Source organism: Rhodococcus sp. ARC_M12, from assembly GCF_022810385.1.
GTDB lineage: Bacteria > Actinomycetota > Actinomycetes > Mycobacteriales > Mycobacteriaceae > Rhodococcoides > Rhodococcoides navarretei.
The window spans coordinates 118454-133441 of sequence record NZ_JALGQI010000005.1 but is presented as its reverse complement, the minus strand read 5'-3'; the positions used below and the strand labels follow the sequence as shown (position 1 = coordinate 133441).

The 14988-nt window shown below is 65.0% G+C and carries 16 protein-coding genes; 6 read left to right on the top strand and 10 right to left on the bottom strand.

Annotation, left to right across the window (positions count from 1 at the left end):
• Position 1 precedes the first annotated feature (1 nt).
• The 7 genes from MTX35_RS08615 to MTX35_RS08585 all read right to left on the bottom strand — a co-directional run bounded on the left by MTX35_RS08615 (position 2) and on the right by MTX35_RS08585 (position 7514).
• Positions 2 to 886, bottom strand: coding sequence for an SMP-30/gluconolactonase/LRE family protein (locus tag MTX35_RS08615; protein ID WP_243594567.1), 885 nt, complete (start codon positions 884 to 886; stop codon positions 2 to 4).
• Between the two features lie 72 nt (positions 887 to 958).
• Complete coding sequence (locus MTX35_RS08610; RefSeq protein ID WP_243594566.1) at positions 959 to 2365, bottom strand: FAD-dependent oxidoreductase; 1407 nt, start codon at positions 2363 to 2365, stop codon at positions 959 to 961.
• A gap of 57 nt (positions 2366 to 2422) precedes the next feature.
• Positions 2423 to 2920, bottom strand: coding sequence for a class F sortase (locus tag MTX35_RS08605; protein WP_243594565.1), 498 nt, complete (start codon positions 2918 to 2920; stop codon positions 2423 to 2425).
• A 97-nt stretch (positions 2921 to 3017) separates the two neighbouring features.
• Positions 3018 to 4883 (bottom strand): hypothetical protein, encoded by a 1866-nt coding sequence (locus tag MTX35_RS08600; protein ID WP_243594564.1) that lies wholly within the window; start codon positions 4881 to 4883, stop codon positions 3018 to 3020.
• 276 nt (positions 4884 to 5159) lie between these two features.
• A complete protein-coding gene (locus MTX35_RS08595) occupies positions 5160 to 6386 on the bottom strand; it encodes an MFS transporter (protein ID WP_243594563.1) in 1227 nt (408 codons plus the stop codon).
• On the bottom strand, positions 6383 to 6844 hold the full coding sequence (locus tag MTX35_RS08590) for a MarR family transcriptional regulator (RefSeq protein WP_243594562.1): 462 nt from the start codon (positions 6842 to 6844) through the stop codon (positions 6383 to 6385). Before MTX35_RS08590 ends, MTX35_RS08595 begins: the two co-directional genes overlap by 4 nt.
• A 73-nt stretch (positions 6845 to 6917) precedes the next feature.
• On the bottom strand, positions 6918 to 7514 hold the full coding sequence (locus MTX35_RS08585) for a hypothetical protein (RefSeq protein ID WP_243594561.1): 597 nt from the start codon (positions 7512 to 7514) through the stop codon (positions 6918 to 6920).
• Between the two features lie 144 nt (positions 7515 to 7658).
• Between MTX35_RS08585 and MTX35_RS08580 the strand changes: the two genes are divergently transcribed.
• Positions 7659 to 8279: a lysoplasmalogenase family protein gene (locus MTX35_RS08580; RefSeq protein ID WP_243594560.1), complete on the top strand. Its 621-nt coding sequence runs from the start codon at positions 7659 to 7661 to the stop codon at positions 8277 to 8279.
• On the opposite strand, the gene MTX35_RS08575 is transcribed toward MTX35_RS08580, so the two are convergent.
• Positions 8250 to 8702: a hypothetical protein gene (locus MTX35_RS08575; protein ID WP_243594559.1), complete on the bottom strand. Its 453-nt coding sequence runs from the start codon at positions 8700 to 8702 to the stop codon at positions 8250 to 8252. The two genes, MTX35_RS08580 and MTX35_RS08575, sit on opposite strands and share 30 nt — an antisense overlap.
• A gap of 88 nt (positions 8703 to 8790) precedes the next feature.
• Between MTX35_RS08575 and MTX35_RS08570 the strand changes: the two genes are divergently transcribed.
• The 4 genes from MTX35_RS08570 (at position 8791) to MTX35_RS08555 (ending at position 12188) form a co-directional block, all read left to right on the top strand.
• Complete coding sequence (locus tag MTX35_RS08570; protein WP_243594558.1) at positions 8791 to 9579, top strand: SDR family oxidoreductase; 789 nt, start codon at positions 8791 to 8793, stop codon at positions 9577 to 9579.
• Between the two features lie 121 nt (positions 9580 to 9700).
• Positions 9701 to 10312: a DUF6636 domain-containing protein gene (locus MTX35_RS08565; protein WP_243594557.1), complete on the top strand. Its 612-nt coding sequence runs from the start codon at positions 9701 to 9703 to the stop codon at positions 10310 to 10312.
• Entirely contained in the window at positions 10309 to 10989 is a 681-nt protein-coding gene (locus MTX35_RS08560) for a TrmH family RNA methyltransferase (RefSeq protein ID WP_243594556.1), read from the top strand. The genes MTX35_RS08565 and MTX35_RS08560 overlap by 4 nt, the downstream gene beginning before the upstream one ends.
• A 62-nt stretch (positions 10990 to 11051) precedes the next feature.
• Complete coding sequence (locus tag MTX35_RS08555; RefSeq protein ID WP_243594555.1) at positions 11052 to 12188, top strand: glycoside hydrolase family 76 protein; 1137 nt, start codon at positions 11052 to 11054, stop codon at positions 12186 to 12188.
• Positions 12189 to 12210: 22 nt separating this feature from the next.
• On the opposite strand, the gene MTX35_RS08550 is transcribed toward MTX35_RS08555, so the two are convergent.
• A complete protein-coding gene (locus MTX35_RS08550; RefSeq protein WP_243594554.1) occupies positions 12211 to 12906 on the bottom strand; it encodes a DedA family protein in 696 nt (231 codons plus the stop codon).
• Between the two features lie 28 nt (positions 12907 to 12934).
• A complete protein-coding gene (locus MTX35_RS08545) occupies positions 12935 to 13639 on the bottom strand; it encodes a VTT domain-containing protein (RefSeq protein ID WP_243594699.1) in 705 nt (234 codons plus the stop codon).
• A gap of 276 nt (positions 13640 to 13915) precedes the next feature.
• Here MTX35_RS08545 and fbaA point away from each other — a divergent pair, with 276 nt between their 5' ends.
• On the top strand, positions 13916 to 14956 hold the full coding sequence (gene fbaA / locus MTX35_RS08540; RefSeq protein ID WP_243594553.1) for a class II fructose-bisphosphate aldolase: 1041 nt from the start codon (positions 13916 to 13918) through the stop codon (positions 14954 to 14956).
• The last annotated feature ends 32 nt before the right edge of the window (positions 14957 to 14988 follow it).

Genomic DNA, 14988 nt, shown 5'->3' with positions numbered 1-14988 from the left:
ATCAGGCGGGTACGTCGACACGTACCGACAGCAGGCTTGCATCCCGGGTGTTCTCCCGTTCACGCTCCGAGGACGACGGGGCAGCGCACGCAAAGAGTGTCCGGCCGTCCCGGCCTCCGAGCATGCAGGCGAATACGCCGGTGGGAAAGACCTTTTCGTCGACGATCTCGCCGCCTTCGACGACGCGGATCAGTTTCTGGTGGAGTGCGTCGGCCACCCAGATCGCTCCTTCGGAATCCAGTCCGATGCCGTCGGGTGCCACCTGGGCCGCGCTCATTGCGTCCTTGACGGAGGTCCGCGGCACCTCGGGTCCGAATGCTGCCCACGTTCGGCGGTTGCTCAACGATCCGTCGTCTGCGATGTCGAATGCTGTCATGCGGTTGCCCATGGATTCGGCGACCACCAACGTGCGATCCTTCGTCACCACGGAACCGTTGGGAAACAGTAGATCTCCCGCTGCTACATCGGCGTCGCCGCTGGGTGAAACGTGGATCAGCACAGCCGATTCGACGTAGGAGCGACTGCGGAATTCGAACCCGAACGTGCTGATGTACGCATGGCCGCGATCGTCGACGACCATGTCGTTGAGCTTGCCCGTCGCGAGCGCCGACACGTCCGCGTGGGTGACGATGGAGCCGTCGAGTTCGCGGCGCAGGACGAGGCCGTCGGTCATCGACACGATCAGAAGGCGACCGTCCGGCAACCAGCCCAGCCCCGACGGCCGGCCGGCCACGGTTGCCTCGACGCGAATATCCCCGTCGTCGCCGATCGAAAGAACCTCGTGTGCATAGAGATCCGATACCCAGATGCGCCCGTCGTGCCATCGGGGGCACTCGAGGAATGCCCGATCGTCGACCACGGTCGTGATGTCGGTGCTGCGGGTCATGCGGTGTCCTTTTCGTGTCTATCCGAGCGGTTGTGGAAGGTGCCGCCGACGGCGCACCCGATGAGGAATCCCTCAGAGTTTCGATGCTTGGACCATGTCTTCGCGTTCGACGACCTTGACGCGTTCGCGGCCTTGTTCCTCGCCGAGTGAGCGTTCGTGGGCGTCGAGGCGGTACCAGCCGTCCCAGGTGGTGAAGGGGACCTGCTTGCCTTCGAGGAACGAGGTGACCGCGTCCAGATCCGGCTCGGCCGCACCGGCGAAGCTCGGCGCATCCTCGAGCAGGTTCGCGACGGTCTCGTTCGCGTCGCCTTTGGTGTGGCCGATGAGGCCGACGGGTCCGCGCTTGATCCAGCCGGTGACGTACGTGCCCGGAATGAATGTGGTGGAGGTCGGGTCTGGAGTGGAGCCTGCGGAATGACTATCGGCAGTGCCGACGACGCGTCCGGCTTCGTTGGGGATGGTGCCGGCTTGCTCGTCGAAGGGGAGCTGGCTGATGTTCTGGCTGAGGTAGCCGACTGCGCGGTAGACGGCTTGGACGTCCCAGTCGTTGTACTTGCCGGTGCCCTTGACGTTGCCGGTGCCGTCGAGCTCGGTGCGTTCGGTGCGCAGGCCGACGACCTTGCCGTCCGCGCCCAGGACCTCGTGGGGCGACTCGAAGAAGTGCAGGAACAGCTTGTGCGGGCGGTTGCCGACGTCGCGGATGGCCCAGTCCTGCAGGGTGTTGGCGACCATGTCGATCTGCTTGGAGCTGCGGCGGGCCTGCTCGGAGCCTTCGTCGTAGTCGATGTCCTCGGGGGCGACGATGACCTCGATGTTGGGCGAATGGTCGAGCTCGCGCAGCTCGAGCGGGGTGAACTTGGCCTGGGCGGGTCCGCGGCGGCCGAAGACGTGCACCTCGATGGCCTTGTTGGCCTTGAGGCCTTCGTAGACGTTGGCCGGGATTTCGGTGGGGAGCAGTTCGTCGCCGGTCTTGGCGAGGACGCGTGCGACGTCGAGGGCGACGTTTCCGACGCCGAGGACGGCGACCTTTTCGGCGTCGAGGGGCCAGGTGCGGGGGACGTCGGGGTGTCCGTCGTACCAGGAGACGAAGTCGGCGGCGCCGTAGCTGCCGTCGAGGTCGATACCGGGGATGTTGAGGGCGCGGTCGGCGTTGGCGCCGGTGGAGAAGATGACGGCGTCGTAGAAGCGACGTAGGTCGTCGAGGGTGATGTCGTTGCCGTAGTCGATGTTGCCGAGCAGGCGCACCTGCGGCTTGTCGAGCACCTTGTGCAGCGCGGTGATGATGCCCTTGATGCGCGGGTGGTCAGGGGCGACGCCGTAGCGAATGAGCCCGAAGGGGGCAGGCATCCGCTCGAAGAGGTCGATGCTCACGCCCGGTCCGCTGACATTGTGGTCGGACTTCATGAGCGCATCGGCGGCATAGATGCCGGCCGGTCCGGCACCGACGATGGCGACGCGGAGTGATCGCGAAGAGTTCATCCCACAATCGTAGTTATGATGCGCATGAATGCAAGACTTTGCAGTTTTCCGTGCGATTCATCTGACCAACTGCGCGACGACCACGAAATTGTCGTCGGTGGGTTCGCCGCCCTGTACGTCACAGTTGGCCAGGATCAATCGCCCGGGCACCGAACGTCGTAGTTCGTTGTCGGCCAACAGCGATCCCTTCGGTAGCGGACCCACCGACTCGACCGCGTACTCCAGGGTGCCGCTCGGTGTTCGCAACACGACGGTGTCGCCCTGCGCCACTACCCGCAACGCCTTGAACGGGGCGTCCCGCTTCGAATAGTTGTGTCCGGCAACCACGACCGTCTGTTCGGTGGAGGTTCCCGGCATGCCGCTCTCGGCCCACCAGGCCGGTAGCTCGTCCACCGGGTTCAGTACCTGGCCGCTCTCGCCGCCGCGGTAGAGCGGGTCGGGATGGATGGGGCTGCTCAGATAGGTCGTGCCGTCCGAGGATCGGAGCTCGATGTACTCGGGCTGGGCGGGAGCGACGTCGCTCGCCGGCGCAGCCGCAGAGATCTGTGACTGCACCGGCGAGCGATCTGGTGCGGCGACCCCGACTTCGTCACTCGAGCAACCTGATACCAGGAGAACGAAGGTCAGGATCGCCGACCACAGCCAGCGGGTGTTACGAGGTGGCATCGGTGGAGCTGCGACGACGCAGGTAGAACGCTCCGCCTGCTGCCGCGACCACGACCACGCCGACTCCGGCGAGAATCACCGGAGTGTTGGACGAGCTGTCCGACCCGCCCGACGCCTCGTCGGAAGAATCGCCGAGAGCGAGATCGACCGGCGGCAGTTCGCCGGCAACGGTGACGACGCCGTTCTCGTCGGTGGTGAAGTAATCCGCGACGGTGAACGATCCGTCCTCGTTCTTGACGCCGACGAGGGAGACGCCGGTCTTGTCGACGACGACGGTGGTGTCGTCGACCTGAGTGACGGGAACGTCTTCCTTCACGGTGCCACCGAGGTTGATGGTCCAGCTGAACTTCGGTCCGCTCGCGGCCAGTTCGGCTGCTTCGGCCTTCAGATCGGCCTCTGCCTTGGCCTTCTCGTCGGCGGTGGCCTTTGCAGCAGTTGCTTCATCCTGAGCGTTCTTCATTGCGGCTGCTGCGGCGGTGGCCTTCTCCTTCGCCGCGGTGACGGCGTCGGTCTTGGCCTGCAGATCTGCATCGGCGGCCAGAACTGCGGCGTCGGCGTCCACGACTGCCTGTGCGGCGTCGGCTGCGGCCTGCTCGAGGTCTGCGATGTCGGCGTCCGACGGCGCGGCGTCGAGCGCAGCCTGGGCTGCGGTTGCCGCTTCCGCCTTGGCGTCGGCGTCTGCCTTGGCCGCATCTGCTGCGGTTCGGGCGTCGGCTGCGGCCTTCTCGGATTCGGTCTCCTCGCCTGCGGCAGCCTCGGCTGCGGCTTCGAGGTTCACGGCATTCTGCTCGGCCATTGCGGCTACTGCGGCTGCAGTCTGTGCTTCGACGTTCAGTGCCAGCGACTTCGCGGCAGTGGCAGCGGCAGCGCGAACTGCAGCGGTCACCTTGGCGAGGTTGAAGTTCTTGAACGAATCCTGAACGGCGGTAACGGAATCCGCGAGGGCCTTGTTCGACGCGTCGGCCTCGACCCTGGCGGTAGCGGCAAGTTCGGCCTTCGCGTCGGCGTCCGCGCGGGCCGCCTCGGCTTCGGCAGTAGCTTCGGGATCACCCGAGACGGCTGCGGCCTCGAGCTCGACGGCCAGCTCTTCTGCTGTCTCGGCATCGGCTGCCGCCTGATCGGCTGCGGCCTTGGTTTCGTCCGCCGCGGTCTGCAGCTCGGCTGCGGTGTTCTTGGCTGCGGTGACCGCAGCGCTTGCAGCCTGGCTCTGAACTTTGGCTGTCGCAGCCGCCGTGACGGCAGCCTTTGCCTTGACATCGGCTTCGGCGGCGGCAACCTCGGCCTTGGTGGCGTCGCTACTCGCGGCAGTGTCGGCGGCCTTGGCTGTGTCGAGGCGTACCTGAGCGGCGGCAGATGCTTCAGCGGCAAGCTTGCTTTCTGCTTCGGCGTCGGCGATTGCCTTCTTCTCGGCGTCGGAGAGCTGCGGGATGATGTCGAGGCTGACGGTTGCGGTGCCGTCGTCGTTCATGACGATCCCGGGAACGATCTGAGGCAGGGGGCGAACGGCCGAGGGGGCTTCGGGGGCCGGTACGGCAGCTGCGGCGGCTGCGGCGGCATCTTCCGGCGTCACCGACGGGACCGGTGCTTCGATTTCCCCGTCGACGGAGGCGTCGACTTGACCTTCGGCGGTGCCGGATCCTTCGGCACCTGAGCCCTCTTCTTCGGTCGGAGCTCCGGATTCGGGACCGCCCTCGGTGGCCGGCTGCTGCTGTTCTTCGGAGCTGTCCGGTGTGTTGGGCTGCTCCTGCGCACTGGCAATTCCCGGTGCGGCGATGGAGAGGGACAGTGCCATGGCGGCCCCGGCAGCGGCGAGGCGCGCCTTCTTGGACCTGGCGATCGACTTCTGCGACATGGAGATTGTGGCCCTTCGGTCAGTGGCAGCATCGTGCTGCACGCACCCGTCCTCCCACGCGGAACGGGTGTAGTTGGTGAGTCACACGAACAACTGTGATGAACTGGACCGTAAACCAACCGGCCGGTCTCGGGAACCCCTGAAGGCTTTACCTGAGAATTGGTTATGAAAGTGTTACTGATGAGACGCATGTGACTGGAGGGGATGTCGACATGGGTCGACGGCCGAGATACACCCATCTCGGCCGTCGTGAAAACCCTTTCTGATGAGCGGAATTCAGTCGCCGACCGTCACCGCACGGGCCTCGTCGATGCTGTGAGGTGCAGGTTCGTGGTCATCGACGTGGGCGAGCACCTTCCGGCCGGTCGCAAGTACCACGATGGCAAGGGCAGTGCAGGCGGCACCCACCCAGAACGGAACGTGCATGTTCGACTCGCCCAGTTTGCCGGCCAGATAGGGAGCCGCGGCTCCGCCGGTGAAACGAACGAAGCTGTAGGCCGCCGACGCCGTCGAGCGCTCGACCGGTGCCGAGATCATGACGGTCTCGGTGATCAGGGTGTTGTTGACGCCGAGGAACAACCCGGCCACGACGGTTCCGACGATCAGAACGGCTTTGTTCTCGGTGAACATCGCCATGACCCCCAGGTCGACGGCGAACAGGAGTAGCGCGAGCATCATCATGTTCAGCGTCCCGAAGGCTCGCTGCAGCTTCGGTGCGATGAACACCGACGCCACGGCCAGGCACAGACCCCAGCCGAAGAAGATGAAGCCGATCGAGTACGTCCCCATGTCCAGAGGGAAGGGCGTATACGCCAGCAAGGTGAAGAAGCCGTAGTTGTAGAGCAACGCGGTGATGCCGACGGTGAGCAGACCGCGGTGCCGAAGGGCTCGGAACGGATCGAGGATCGAGGTGGTGTGCGCGGGCTTGGGGGTGTCCGGGAGCATGACGACGAGCAGGATGAACGCGACGGCCATCAGAGCGGCGACGCCGAAGAACGGTCCACGCCAGCTGAACCCGCCCAGGACGCCGCCGACGAGGGGACCGGTCGCGATACCGATACCCAGCGCGGCCTCGTAGAGGATGATCGCGCGTGCAACGCCGCCGGACGCCGCGCCGACGATGGTCGAGAGCGCCGTGGCGATGAACAGCGCATTGCCCAGTCCCCAGCCTGCGCGGAAACCGATGATCTCGCCGACCGATCCGGATGTGCCTGCCAGGGCTGCGAAGACGACGATGATCGCCAGGCCGACCAGCAATGTGCGCTTCGGGCCGAAGCGGCTGGACACCACTCCGGTGATCAGCATCGCGACGCCGGTGACGAGCATGTAGCTGGTGAACAGCAGTGACACCTGAGACGGCGAGGCATTCAACTGTTCGCCGATGGGTTTGAGGATGGGGTCCACGAGGCCGATGCCCATGAAGGCGATGACGCTGGCGAACGCGACAGCCCACACCGCGCGCGGTTGCTTCAGGAGACTGTCGGAGGAGGTGTTGGCGGTCACGAAAGAGTTCCTCTCATTCCGTGATCGACGGGTTCGAGGATGCTGCGAAGCTCGCTCAAGCCGTCGGTCAGTTTCTGGATCTGTTCTGGGTCGCGGTCGGACAGGTAGGGGACCAATCCGTCGACGAGGTGGCGTCGACCGTCGGCGAGCCAACGATGGCCGGCCTCGGTCATCTCGACGAGCACGGCGCGTGAGTCGTCCGGGTCGGATCGTCTGGTGACGAGGTCGGCGTTGCTCAGCTTGGCGAGCAACGCCGTCGCCGATGGTTGGGAGCATCGGTCGAGCTCGGCGAAGGTACTGATGCGCAGCGGCTGATACTCCTCGAGCAATGACAGGGCTCGCATCCATGCTCGCGGCCATTCGTCGCTGCCGAATCGGGCGGCCAATCGGACGAAGCGCGACGAACTGGTGACCAGCTGCGAGAGGAGGTCCCGGATGTCTTCGTCGGAGTGGCTCACCGATTTATTGTTACATACACTAACTATCTATCGCAACGGCGAGCGTGAGCCCGACGAGTGGCACGGGGAGCAGTCAGTGCTGGCGGAGGAGATCGGCGATGTCACGATCCCATTCGGCATCGCGCCTGAGGTCGTAGCGGAAACGCATCAGCAGATAGGCTCCGACGAGAAGGGTCGCCATCAGCACCCAGCTACCGACGGCACCGAAGATGGATGCGGCGACGACATCGGACGATGTCAGCGGCCGCACGCTCAGGTCGCCACTGTCGTCGACCCAGATCGGGGTGGTGGTTCCGACCGGAGAACCGGTGTCGACGCTGACGCGTCCGGTGTGTTCGACGCCCCGGTAGACCCACCGCGAGTCGACGGCGGTCGCAGCAGCGCCGGACGCGCCGAACTCGGTCGACGAGACCGGTGCAACTTCTGCAACGTCCGTGGTGGTTGCTGTGACCTGGTGGATCGAGCCGCGCTGATCCTCCAGTCGTTGTTGCTGATCGGCGTGGGTACCGAGCCCGATCCACAGCGACACCGGAATCATGACGATCAGCAGTGTGGTGACCCAGTGCTTGATGCGCGCCTGGCGGACATCGCAGTCACGGAGCAGGGGATTGGGGTAGCCGGCGAGGTCGGCGCGTCCCGAACGGTACTGCCCGGTGAGTTTGCGGCGCATGATGGTCCCCACTGCTTCGAAATGATCCGACCGACCGTTCCACGATGCCGACGCGACCTGCGAGTATCAAGCGATAGGGGTCAGCGTCACATGTGACGGTCGTCGTGATGGGTTGTGGAGGTGGCGGAGTTGAAGAGTGATCGGATGCGGCGTGCTCGCGTCGCCGCGCTGGTTTCAGGCGGGGTCACGGCGGTCGGTGCGTGGACGGGTTCGATGCCGTTGCAGCGCATCGCCAAGCCTCTGATCGGTCCTGCGCTGGCCTGCGGGCTCGATCCGGCCAGGGATCGGGTGCTGTTGGCCGGTCTCGCGGCCGCCACCGTCGGCGATGTTCTGTTGATCGACCCCGACGACGATTCCGCCCTGGAATGGGGTGCCCGTGCGTTCGCGGTGATGCAGTGCACCTACACGTATCTGCTGGTGCGTCGGGGTGCGCGTCCGGCGCTGATCGACGCGATTCCGCGGTATGCCGGGTGGGCTGCAGCGGCGACGCTACTGGCCGGGCGTCAGCCCGCGGTGGCGTCGACCCTGACTGCATACGGTGCAGTGCTCGCGACCACGTCGACGCTGTCTGCACGTTCCGTCTCGCGCGGCGGTGATCGGAGGCTGGTGATCGGCGGCGTTCTGTTCACCGTGTCCGACGCCCTGATCGTGTTCAGGCGACTGTTTCTGACCGAGGACCGTCGGCGCTGTGCTGCGGAGGCGGTGGTTCTGTCGACCTATGTGGCGGCGCAGGTGTTACTCGTCGAGGCCTTGGCTTCGAGGTAGCAGCAGCACCCGCTCACGATGGGCGGGGTCGACGCGGACGGCGATGACCGTGCCCGGCTCGAATCGCGAGGTGTCCGACTGCGGGATGTCGTAGACGATCTTGCCGAAGTAGCTGCCCGACCCGGGCACGGTGAATTCGAGGTCCAGTTCGGCGGTGTCGTCGTCGATGCGGCGGATGGCATCCACCGTCGCCCAGCCCTCGACGCCGTGTTCGATCAATTCCTTCTGCTCACGCGTGGCTCGTCCGGCGATCATCATCGCCAGTCCGAGTGCTGCGCCGAACCCGGCGACCAGGGCCGCCAGCTGGTAGGGAAGCGTCCCGGGGGGAGTTCGCTTCATCAGCCAACCTATCCAGATCGCCAGCACGATTGCATAACCGATCGTCACGAAGACGACGGATCGGACGATTCTCGTGTTGTTCACTTCGGTGCTCCTGGGTCGCTGAAAGCGACTGATCGATATTCGACGATAGGGGTTACCGGTAAGTAGGGTTACATGTACGGTGATCGATGTGACTCGACCAACTGTCTTCATCTCAGGCGCTGCAGCCGGCATCGGCCGCGCAACTGCTCTCAAGTTCGCTGCCAACGGCTACCTCGTCGGTGCGTACGACATCGACGAGACCGGCTTGGCATCGCTCGGCAAGGAAGCTGCTTCGCTCAGCGGCCGGGTGGTCACCGGCACCTTGGATGTAACCGACTCCGACCAGTGGGAAACCCGGTTGAAGGAGTTCGTCGGTGAGGGTGACGGTCGACTCGACATTCTGATCAACAACGCCGGAATTCTCGCCGCGGGTGCCTTCGAGGACATGCCGCTGTCGGTGCACCGTCGTCAGATCGACATCAACTTCAACGGCGTCATCTACGGCACTCACGCCGCCTTCCCGTATTTGAGGGACACGGCCGGTGCTCAGGTCGTCAACCTGTGCTCGGCGTCGGCCATCTACGGTCAGCCCGAGTTGGTGACCTACGGCGCGTCCAAGTTCGCGGTGCGCGGCATCACCGAGGCATTGGATCTCGAGTGGAGCAAGTACGACATCGCGGTCAAGGCCATGTGGCCGCTGTTCGTCCAGACGGCGATGACCCAGGGTGTCTCGACGGGCACGACGAGCTCGTTGGGTATCAAGCTCACCGTCAAGGATGTGTCCGACGCGATCTTCGACGCGACCCGTCCGGTGAAGCGCCGGTTGCACAAGGTGCATTTCCCGGTCGGCCTGCCGTCCAAGGCGCTCTCGCTCGGGTCACGATTCTCGCCCGCTTGGCTCACTCGTGAGGTCAACCGGCGCCTGAGCCACACCTAGAACCTCTCGCCGAACGATGCCGGCGGTGCGCCGGTATCGTCGGTCGTCGGAGTGATCGGTGTCGGAAGGTGGGTCGGGGTTTTTCATGCTGAGTACGTGGGGTTCGAGCAGAGCACGGCACATGGGTAGGTTTCGAGCCTGGTTGGTGGTGATCGGGGCCGGTACGGCGCTCGTTCTCACCGGGTGCAGCAGTGAGTCCGCTGCCCAGCCCCCGTCGCCTGCGTCGACCACCACCCTCGCGCCGACAGCCACGACCGAAACCACCACCCCCGCGCCGGTGACGACCACGGAAGAAGCGCTCCCGCCGCCACCGCCTCCGGTCGAGCCTCCGCCGCCCACCGCGGAACCGCAGACGACGTACGCCCCCATCGGCGGCGCGTACTACTTCAGTTCTCCCGACGGTCTGTTCCAGTGCGGCATCGTGCCGCTGTCCACCCGCACCGAAGCCGGGTGCCAGGGCACCACCACTCCGGTTCCGCCGAAGCCCGAGGATTGCATGATCAACTGGGGCAACGGAATTCGTGTCACCAACGACGGTCCGGCGTCGTTCATGTGCTCCGGCGGCGTGGTGTACACCTCGGGTGGGGACACGATCGATCCACCGCTGGCGGTGGGTGCGACCATCGCCGGAAACGGCTTCACCTGCACGTCCGCGGAGAACGGCATCTCGTGCGTCGACGATGCGACCGGACACGGCTTCCGCATCGCACCGGACAGCAACGAAGTCTATTGAGCGGCGACAGCAACTCTCTGCCGGAGGACGCGGGACCCACCGAGTGGGGCGAGCACACCCACGGTGTCGGACCGTGGGCCGACACCCACGCAGAACCGCCACCCGACGATCCGCGGTTGGATCCGGAACTGCTCGCCGGCGGTGACCGCCGCAACGTCGTCGACGCATATCGCTACTGGCGACGCGAGGCGATCGTCGCCGACATCGACACCCGACGGCATTCGCTGCACGTGGCGATCGAGAACTTCACCAACGACGCCAACATCGGCACGGTGGTGCGCACCGCGAATGCCTTCGCGGCACAGGCGGTACACATCGTCGGGCGGCGTCGATGGAACCGTCGCGGCGCGATGGTCACCGATCGTTACCAGCACATCCATCACCACGATTCGGTGGAGGAACTGATGGCGTTCGCGGCGGACGCGGGCCTCGTGGTCGTTGCCGTCGACAACACCCCCGGGTCGGTGCCGATCGAGACGGCGGAGTTGCCGCGCCATTGCTTGCTGCTCTTCGGCCAGGAAGGACCGGGCGTCACCGACAGTGCCCGCGACTCGGCGTCGATGACGGTATCGATCGCCCAATTCGGTTCCACTCGCAGCATCAATGCCGGTGTTGCCGCCGGAATTGCCATGCACTCGTGGATTCGGCGGCACGCGGACCTGGGCGCTGCGTGGTGAGCCCGCATCGATTCCGGGGCGGGATGTAACGAATCGGCAACGGTAGTGGCAGGATTGTCCATATGCAAGAGTTGTGGTCGCAGCGTGCGGACGCTGCGGAGGGGGCCGTCGTCGCACGGCACATGCGTCGGCTGTGGGGGCTACCGGGTACGACGTTGGGTGTCGTCGCCTGGCCACCGATTCGCAAGGAACGGGCGTTCCTACGCTGGCACTACTGGTGGCAGGCCCACCTGCTCGACTGCGCGGTCGACGCCGCAGATCGCGACCTCACGGCCAAGCGCCGTCGGCGATTGAACAAGATCACCCGAGCGCACCGAACCCGCAACGTCACCGGCTGGACCAACAACTACTACGACGACATGGCGTGGCTCGGGTTGGCGCTCGAACGCGCGCAGCGGCAGCACTTCGTCGGCAATCGCGGCGGCATCCAGCAGATCGAGACGGAGTTGTTCGACGCCTGGGCCCCGGCCGAGGGTGGTGGCATTCCGTGGCGCAAGAAGTCCGACTTCTACAACGCACCAGCCAACGGTCCGGCCGCGATCATGCTGGCGCGTACCGGTCGGCTGTGGCGTGCCCAGGAGATGGCCGACTGGATGGACCGCACCCTCAAAGACGAGCGCACGGGGCTGATTCTCGACGGGATGCACTCCACCCGCGCACTCGTCGACGCCGGAAAGCCCGGTGAGATGGAACGCGCCGTATACAGCTACTGCCAAGGCGTCACGTTGGGCCTCGAGACCGAACTCGCCGTTCGACTCGGTGAACCCAGGCACGCCGAGCGAGTCCATGCTCTGGTCGACGCCGTCGACAATCACCTGACCCGCAACCTCGTCATCACCGGCGGCGGTGGGGGAGACGGCGGCCTGTTCAACCCCATCCTCGCGCGTTACCTGGCGATGGTCGCGGTGGAGTTACCCGGAGACTCGGACGCCGACGATCGAGCACGCGAACTCGCAGCGGCGATCGTGCTGAACTCGGCCGAGTCGGCGTGGGAGAACCGCCTCGAAGTGGAGGACAACCCGCTGTTCGGAGCCGACTGGACCCGCGAGGCCCGTTTCCCGGGGCAAGGCCTGCACATCGCCACGTTCACCGAGGGAACCGTCCGACCGTCCGATGTGCCCGAGCGCGACCTCTCGGTGCAACTCGGTGGCTGGATGCTCATGGAAGCGGCCTACCGCGTCGCAGCTGCCGGCTTCTAGAACAGCCGGATACCCGGACCGCCTACTCGAGTACCTCTTCGACCTCGATGGTCTCTTCGGGTCGGGCCATTTCCTTGCGGTACTGCCAGATACCGAGTCCGGTTCCGACGACCAGCAGCACGACCATGCTGATCAGGACGGCGGGCATCAGCCACGGGATTCCCTGGATGAACGAGCCGAAGTAGAACCCGATCAGTAGCAGCACCGGAGCCCAGATGATGGCACCGAGGGTGCTGGCGATCGTGTACTTGCGGTGATCCATCTTCGCGGCACCTGCGACCAGCGGGCACAGGGTGCGCACCCAGGGAATCCACCGCGCGACCAGCACCGCCCAGAAGCCGTGCTTCTCGAGCAGGAGATTGACCTTGTGCAGGTTCTTGGTGTTGAGGTACTTGCCGTTCTTGCGGGCCACCAGCGTCGAGCCGGTTCGGTGACCGATCGAGTACCCCACCTGGTTGCCTGCGATGGCAGCGACCATCGCACCGAGCGACAGCGCCCAGATGTGACCGGTGCCCGACGCATGGGTCGCCATCACGATTCCGGCCGTGATCAGCATCGAATCTCCGGGCAGGAACAACCCGATGATCACCGCGCATTCGATGAACACGAACGTCATCACGATGATCCACACGACGAGCGGGCCTGCCGTCTCCAGCGGACCGAAACTGCCGACCGCCTGAACGGACACGCTCGGCAGCGCAGTGGTAATCGACGACATGGACTCGATCACTTTCGGAAGATCTCGATCAGGACTTGGTTTCCGGGGAGTGTGCCTCGATCACGTCGGTGGCCTCCCCGAGTGGAGTCTTGCGGGCCTTGACCATGCGCTTGCCGACCTCGATGACGATCGGGAGGACGGAGACGGCGACGATGAGGAGGAAAATGATGTCGACGTGGTCACGGATGAAGGCGATCTGCCCGAGCAGGTACCCCAGCACCGTCACGCCCGCGCCCCAGAGGACGCCGCCGACGACGTTGTAGGTCAGGAACAGCGAGTACTTCATGTGCGACGCACCGGCGACGACCGGCGCGAACGTGCGCACGATCGGCACGAAGCGGGCCAGGATGATGGTGATCGGGCCGTGCTTCTCGAAGAATATGTGCGATTCGTCGATGTACTTCTTCTTGAAGAATCGCGAATCGTTGCTCTTGAAGAGGGCAGCGCCACCCTTCGTGCCGATGAGATAGCCGACCTGATCGCCGAGGATGGCCGCGATCGGGATCAGTATGACGAGAGTCCAGATCGACGCGAACGGCTCGATCTCGGTGGACTTCGAGGCCGCGATCAACCCCGCCGTGAACAGCAGGGAATCGCCCGGGAGCAGCGGGAAGAGCAACCCCGACTCGATGAAGACCACCAGCAGCAGCCCGATCAACACCCAATGACCGAAGGAGTTGAGCAGGTTCACCGGGTCGAGGAATCCGGGCAACAGAGCCAGGTTCGTCGTCATCGTGTCCGAGGCAGCTAGGAGACTCACCGCGCCCACACTACCGGCCGAAACTCGTAAGTCCTGAACAGATGATGAGGTGCGGCTGTGAATGCGATGGCGTGTTCTCCCAGCGGAACGACCTCGGGGATGCGGGAGTGGAGCCTGCGGAACGACCTCGGGGATGCGGGAGTGGAGCCAGCGGAACGACCTCGGGGAAGCGGGTACGCACGACACCGAGCCCGGGGGTTGCCATACTGCACTGGACACAATCGAACTTTTCAATGGAGGAATGACGCCGTGCCTATCGCAACTCCCGAGGTCTACGCCGAGATGCTGGGCCGGGCGAAGGAACACAAGTTCGCCTTTCCGGCAATCAACTGTGTGGGTTCCGAGTCCATCAACGCCGCCATCAAGGGCTTCGCCGACGCGGGTAGCGACGGCATCATTCAGTTCTCGACCGGCGGAGCCGAATTCGGATCCGGACTCGGTATCAAGAGCATGGTCACGGGCGCTGTCGCACTCGCCGAGTTCGCGCACGTCGTAGCCGCCGAGTACGACGTCACCATCGCTCTGCACACCGACCACTGCCCCAAGGACAAGCTGGACACCTACGTGCGTCCGCTGCTCGCGATCTCGCAGGAACGCGTCGACGCCGGTAAGAACCCGCTGTTCCAGTCGCACATGTGGGACGGCTCGGCCGTTCCGATCGACGAGAACCTGGAGATCGCCAAGGACCTGCTGGCCCGCGCAGCGGCGGCGAAGATCATCCTGGAGATCGAAATCGGTGTCGTCGGCGGCGAGGAAGACGGCGTCGAGGCCGAGATCAACGACAAGCTGTACACGTCGAACGAGGACTTTCTCAAGACCGTCGAGGCCCTCGGTGCCGGCGACGCCGGTTCGCGCTACCTGCTGGCGGCGACGTTCGGCAACGTGCACGGCGTCTACAAGCCGGGCAACGTCAAGCTGAAGCCGTCGGTGCTGGCAGACGGCCAGCGGGTCGCGTCGGAGAAGCTGGGTCTGGCCTCGGGTTCCAAGCCGTTCGATTTCGTCTTCCACGGCGGATCCGGCTCGGCGAAGAGCGAGATCGAAGAGGCGCTGGAATACGGAACGGTGAAGATGAACGTCGACACCGACACCCAGTACGCGTTCAGCCGCCCCATCGCCGGACACTTCTTCTCCAACTACGACGGTGTGCTCAAGATCGACGGCGAGGTCGGAAACAAGAAGGCCTACGACCCGCGCAGCTACCTCAAGAAGGCAGAGGCCGGCATGACGGCCCGCGTCGTCGAGGCCTGCAACGATCTCAAGTCCGCAGGTCGCAGCGTTTCCGCGGGATAGAGCGGCTTCGCCGCATGTGAACGGAACTTCGT

Bases quoted from the DNA above. Each gene is read 5' to 3' on its own strand.
- MTX35_RS08580 (WP_243594560.1), top strand. From the start codon at position 7,659: ATGCGGCGTGCTCGCGTCGCCGCGCTGGTTTCAGGCGGGGTCACGGCG.
- MTX35_RS08550 (WP_243594554.1), bottom strand. From the start codon at position 12,906: ATGTCGTCGATTACCACTGCGCTGCCGAGCGTGTCCGTTCAGGCGGTC.
- MTX35_RS08600 (WP_243594564.1), bottom strand. From the start codon at position 4,883: ATGTCGCAGAAGTCGATCGCCAGGTCCAAGAAGGCGCGCCTCGCCGCT.
- MTX35_RS08610 (WP_243594566.1), bottom strand. From the start codon at position 2,365: ATGAACTCTTCGCGATCACTCCGCGTCGCCATCGTCGGTGCCGGACCG.
- MTX35_RS08555 (WP_243594555.1), top strand. From the start codon at position 11,052: ATGCAAGAGTTGTGGTCGCAGCGTGCGGACGCTGCGGAGGGGGCCGTC.
- MTX35_RS08615 (WP_243594567.1), bottom strand. From the start codon at position 886: ATGACCCGCAGCACCGACATCACGACCGTGGTCGACGATCGGGCATTC.
- MTX35_RS08545 (WP_243594699.1), bottom strand. From the start codon at position 13,639: ATGACGACGAACCTGGCTCTGTTGCCCGGATTCCTCGACCCGGTGAAC.
- MTX35_RS08565 (WP_243594557.1), top strand. From the start codon at position 9,701: ATGGGTAGGTTTCGAGCCTGGTTGGTGGTGATCGGGGCCGGTACGGCG.
- MTX35_RS08585 (WP_243594561.1), bottom strand. From the start codon at position 7,514: ATGCGCCGCAAACTCACCGGGCAGTACCGTTCGGGACGCGCCGACCTC.